This window comes from Pseudovibrio sp. M1P-2-3, assembly GCF_031501865.1.
GTDB classification, from domain to species: domain Bacteria; phylum Pseudomonadota; class Alphaproteobacteria; order Rhizobiales; family Stappiaceae; genus Pseudovibrio; species Pseudovibrio corallicola.
The window spans coordinates 1-4,738 of sequence record NZ_JARRCW010000005.1 but is presented as its reverse complement, the minus strand read 5'-3'; the positions used below and the strand labels follow the sequence as shown (position 1 = coordinate 4,738).

The window sequence follows — 4,738 nt, the reverse complement described above, 5'->3', positions numbered from 1 at the left end:
AGCGTTTCCTTGAAATGGTTTCCGAACCTATCCAAATAGTTTCTTTAATTAATTCTAACTTTCTTGCAAAACCCCATAAATGTTTTCTCAATGCCTTTCTTGTCCAAAGGGATACCGCCGCTTGCACACCAATTGCGAAAATCTGTTGCTATAAGATCAATATCTTTTCCATTACCGTGTGCTCTCGCGATGGTCTTCCAAGGTTCTGAAAAGCTGATGGTGCCCGTTTCAGGGAAGGGTGTGCGCTGTTCTACAGCCTGTTCAACAGTTCCGGTGCGCCGAGCTTTGCGTCCAGTCGAATGGTTGCTCAGCTCCTTCTTTGTAGCTTCCTTGTTTTGCTTCAAACTCCATGCAATTTCAACGGTGACAACAGAACGCCCTATTTTCTTTGGAACTACTTTCAAATTAAATCGGGAGAGTTGATTAATCTCCTCAATAGCTGGCTGCAGCGTACGCTGATTGAGGTTTGAAAAGCGAGATAATTTCCCTTCGGGAATACCTAAAACAGCTCTCAACTCAGGAATGGTAAAACTCTTACTTTTGATATGCTCTAATCCCGTCAAACTGGCGATATGTTGAAACAAGAGAACAGAATATTTACTGCCTAAATGAAATACGGTTTGTCGGTCTAGGATTGCCCAATGGTCGGACTTAGAAGCCATATCGCGAAACATCCGACCAAAGAACCATGACACAAGAATATCTCCGGTTTCTTCTTGTCGATAATCAACAACAGCCTGATCGAGAAACCCACCAATAGTATACTTCATAGCCTCCGGATCATCATAAGTAAGAACTGCCGCTCTTAATTCCTCAAATAAAGGCTTCAAAGTCTCTTTTGTGTGGTGAGCCATACCTTCAATAGCATTGATATCAGCTACTCGTATGTCATGACGCACATCATCAGCCATCCGTCCGCCTGCGGTGGCAATCATCAGGTGCATTAGTTTGATAGCTCGTAAACTTGGAGCATTTTTAATGTAGAGGCCACGTACATACTCTGCTGGCAGCACTGTTTTTGTGTCGTCATATTCTCGGTCAGACGCAACCTGAATCGTTTTCCCCATAAGGCAACACAATTTACTTCAATTTGTTGCCTGTCAACGTTTCACTTTCTCCTAATTTGTTGCCTTATGCTCCTAATTTGTTGCCTTATGCTCCTAATTTGTTGCCTGTAGTTACGTAAGCTATTGATATAATTCATCTATTTAGCTCATGAACTTATAGAACATTAGAACAAAAATACGCAGAGCGTTTTTATTGTTTATATTTTGATTTTTTAATCAATTGTAATCACGCATAAACGACCTTGTGTTTTCGTTGCTGGTTGAACCCAGCCACCAAGCCCTTCACAAGTACTTATATCGTGAGCATATGGTAATAAGGCTTTTGAAAAAATGGGGTTGGCTGTGGTGATGAAAATACCACTCACAAACGCGATCAGAAGACACAAGAGTCCGATAAGAGCTATTCCCGCAGTCTTCCATCGATTAAGTACTTTTAGTCTCTTAGAGGGCTTTAAAATGGATAATTGAGTATCAATCTGGACGGCTGTTTTCTGGATGGCTCCAAAAGCAGTCCGCCCGAGCTGATTTAGTTCGTACGTATCGATCCTTGGGGTGGGTTGACTGAGCCGGTTTTCGATCTTTGCAAATAACTGGTCTGTTCGCTTCATGATTTCAGCGTTGCTTTGCTCTGAACGTTCAACAGCGAACTCGGCTTTCTCAAGCATATCGATTAGAATTTGATTACTCATGACCTGTCTCCTGTTCGTTCAACAGGTCGAGTCCGTCAAAGGTGGCGCGGTCGCGCTCAGAGAACTGGGCGATAATGTTTTGCATTCTTTCTGCCGCTTTGGGGTCTTTCTTGGCTTGCGCGATCATCCAGCCGCCGAGCAGGATTTTCGCGCGGGTTTCTTTTTTGCGTCGTTTTTCAGTTTCTCGGCTCTTGGCCTTTTGCAGTTTGGCTTTGGCTTGCTCGTAGTTCTTTTGAGCGGCTTCTAGTGCTGTAGTCATAGCGTTAAAAATACCCGAATAAATTTACAGTTGAGGTGTGAGAATAGGTGCTGCTATTTATGATTGCAAACTGGCGGTGAAATCCCTAAAATGAAACGAAGTGGAGTTTTGAAGGGCGCACTTATGCAAACTATCGTTTGCGTGCGATCTCACTAGGGGCCAGCCCCTAAGCCGATGGCTTAACCCCGTGGTTTCGGTAGGTGCCGAAATTGGACGACGACAAGGAAAAAGGCGTTTGGCAATTTATCATCTCTCCGTCAAAACCGTGTCGCGCTCGAAAGGTCGAAGCGCCACGGCTGCGGCTGCGTATCGCTCCGGTACAGAAATAGCTGACGAGCGAACGGGAGAGGTGCACGATTATTCCAAGAAACAGGGCGTCGAACACTGCGAGATCATTTTACCAGAAGGTGCTGATCCGAAGTTTGAGAACCGTGAGGTTCTTTGGAATGAAGCGGAGAAAAGCGAGAAGCGCAAGAACTCCACGGTAGCGCGGGAATATGAAGTTGCGCTTCCTTCGGAACTTTCGCCAGAAGAGCGCAAAGAGCTTGCCCGCACCTATGGGCAATGGCTCGCTGAACGCCACGGTGTCGGGGTGGATGTGTGTGTGCACGCTCCGAACACGGAAGGCGATCAGCGTAACCATCATGCCCACATTCTGACGACGACGCGCACAATTGAAGGGGATCAACTCACCAATAAGACCCGCGAATTAGATCAGAAAAAAAGCGGCGCGATTGAGGAAGTTCGCGAGAAATGGGCCGATATGGTCAACGACAGCCTGGAACGGTCTCAGTCCCAGGAACGGGTTGACCATCGCAGCTTTGAACGGCAGGGCCGCGAGGAAGTCCCAAGTGTTCACCTTGGGCCGGAAGCAACAGGCATGGAGCGGCGCGGCGAACAGAGCGAGCGCGGTAATCTCAACCGGCTTGTCACCGGCCTAAACCGCCATTTGGGGGCGGCAAAAACCTATTTGGTCGATATTGTCCAGATGGCTCAGGAACGGGCGGAATACGTGAAAAAAGAAGCGGCAAAGCATGGCGAGGAGATCAAAAGAGCTGCCGCTGAGAAAACGACAAACGCCCTACGCCAGATAGAACAAGCCCGCTTCGCAAAGCGGGAGCAATACCGTGAGGCTTTGGCGGGAACTGGAGATCTTGATAAGCTTTGGAACGAGCGAAAACTTCAGCGCGAACTGGAGAAGCGACGAGAGCTGCGGCAGCAAAAGGAGCAGCAACGAACTTCAGGGCATAGCCGCGGACCAGCTTTGGAGCGTTAAAACGTTTCGTTCTGCTAAATCCTACATCACGAAGAAATAAAAGGGGCTCTAAAGAGCCCCTCTGCGTTACTTTTTCTTCTTTGTACTTTTTCGGTCTGGTGCTTGTGTTAGAGCTGATGCAGCAACACTCTTGACCGTTTTCGGTGTTTTTTTGTTCGCTAAAAGCTTTCCAGCTTTTGATGCGACTTTTTTCGATGTTCTCTCATTGTAAGCCATTGATCACCTCCTCTGAAGCGGGTGAAATATCTTCAAAGCGTAGGCCCCTTACGACTTCAGAGACTCGTCCCTGATTGATGCCACCGAGCTTTGATGCAATTTGTGCTTGATTGAGATTAGTGTGAACCCAAAGCCCTTTGATTATAGAGGCTTTCTGAGAGGTCAGGCGTGGACCTGAACGACTATGTCGTTGCATTAATTACATGCTCCAGTCTTGACACAAGCAAGAACTCGGAGGACAAGGGAGTTGCTAAACTGTTTGCACTGAGTTCTTGCTTGTGTGTTTACAAAAAAAGCGGATCGATTCTTAAATGAAACGGTCCGCTTTTTTTGTATTCAAATATTTCTAAACTGTAAATAGTGCAGAAAAACAGCCTGACCTATTCTATCAAGTAGATTACAATAGTCAATAAAACTCGGTTGTTACTTACAATCTTCAAAAAAGATTGTAAGTAACAACCGAGTTTTATTGAAGTTGATTTTTCCACAGGGTGCAATATTATTTATGTAAATTAATAAAAGTTATCCACAGTTATGAGGGTTTACTTTCTTTGTTCGTAGAATTTTCATGATTATTTTCTGTCTAGAATTGAAGTGTATTTGTGTATTTAAGTATTAAATCCATATTTTATGGTTTATATTTATATGCACGTATATAATTTAAGTTTAAATTCAATTATCTTTCTATTTTACATTGTAAATGGGAATAATTAAAATGAATCATAAATTGTTCTTTAGATGTTCTTCTAATAACTCTGTTATTTAATACAGCTCTTTGCATCTAATAGGCAGGAACTTCTGATTCCTCTTACTTTGATAATACTTTCTACTTAGTTCGTCTAAAAGACGATATTATCGTCTGAAGAACAGAGGGTCTTGCTCTTCGGTCTTCAAGGAAACCTGTTGCTTGAGACCGCCAATGATCACGATCTGACCTGAGATCGGAAAGTGCTTGGTCTTTTTCATTTACTCTCTCATTTAATGCTTCAACACGCTCCTTTAATACTCTGTTTTCAACTAATAAATCTATGTTAGTTTCAGGGGTTTCCAATGGTCCATTACGGGTGTTTCCGGACTGTTTTTTAGGGAACACTCTAAACAACTCGGCAGGATCTATGCTGTAGCTACCATTTGATAATTTTTGCGCAGAAATCCTTCCATCTTTAATCGCTTTACTAATTGTTGATTTGACAACTCCAGCTTCTTTAGCTGCCTGTCCAAGTGTGAGCAT

General features: G+C 44.1%; 6 protein-coding genes. 1 reads left to right on the top strand and 5 read right to left on the bottom strand.

All coding sequences use genetic code 11. From position 1 onward, the window contains the following. Positions 1-44: 44 nt before the first annotated feature. The 3 genes from P6574_RS21780 to P6574_RS21770 form a co-directional block, all read right to left on the bottom strand. Positions 45-1,067, bottom strand: coding sequence for a replication initiation protein (locus P6574_RS21780; RefSeq protein ID WP_310622442.1), 1,023 nt, complete (start codon positions 1,065-1,067; stop codon positions 45-47). A 212-nt stretch (positions 1,068-1,279) separates the two neighbouring features. Then, positions 1,280-1,756 (bottom strand): hypothetical protein, encoded by a 477-nt coding sequence (locus P6574_RS21775; protein WP_310622441.1) that lies wholly within the window; start codon positions 1,754-1,756, stop codon positions 1,280-1,282. After that, positions 1,749-2,015, bottom strand: coding sequence for a mobilization protein (locus P6574_RS21770; protein ID WP_310622440.1), 267 nt, complete (start codon positions 2,013-2,015; stop codon positions 1,749-1,751). Before P6574_RS21770 ends, P6574_RS21775 begins: the two co-directional genes overlap by 8 nt. Before the next feature lie 235 nt (positions 2,016-2,250). Here P6574_RS21770 and mobQ point away from each other — a divergent pair, with 235 nt between their 5' ends. Continuing rightward, complete coding sequence (mobQ, locus tag P6574_RS21765; protein WP_310622439.1) at positions 2,251-3,291, top strand: MobQ family relaxase; 1,041 nt, start codon at positions 2,251-2,253, stop codon at positions 3,289-3,291. A gap of 66 nt (positions 3,292-3,357) precedes the next feature. Here the strand turns inward: mobQ and P6574_RS21760 are convergent, their stop codons facing one another. Together P6574_RS21760 and P6574_RS21755 are read right to left on the bottom strand one after the other, a co-directional pair. Beyond that, a complete protein-coding gene (locus P6574_RS21760) occupies positions 3,358-3,507 on the bottom strand; it encodes a hypothetical protein (RefSeq protein WP_310622438.1) in 150 nt (49 codons plus the stop codon). Positions 3,508-4,333: 826 nt separating this feature from the next. After that, positions 4,334-4,738 (bottom strand): hypothetical protein (locus P6574_RS21755; protein WP_310622437.1); only part of this gene is annotated, 405 nt, incomplete at its 5' end.

Excerpts from the sequence above, each read along its gene's own strand:
- P6574_RS21770 (WP_310622440.1), bottom strand. The coding sequence starts at position 2,015 with ATGACTACAGCACTAGAAGCCGCTCAAAAGAACTACGAGCAAGCCAAA.
- P6574_RS21780 (WP_310622442.1), bottom strand. The coding sequence starts at position 1,067 with ATGGGGAAAACGATTCAGGTTGCGTCTGACCGAGAATATGACGACACA.
- P6574_RS21775 (WP_310622441.1), bottom strand. The coding sequence starts at position 1,756 with ATGAGTAATCAAATTCTAATCGATATGCTTGAGAAAGCCGAGTTCGCT.
- P6574_RS21760 (WP_310622438.1), bottom strand. The coding sequence starts at position 3,507 with ATGGCTTACAATGAGAGAACATCGAAAAAAGTCGCATCAAAAGCTGGA.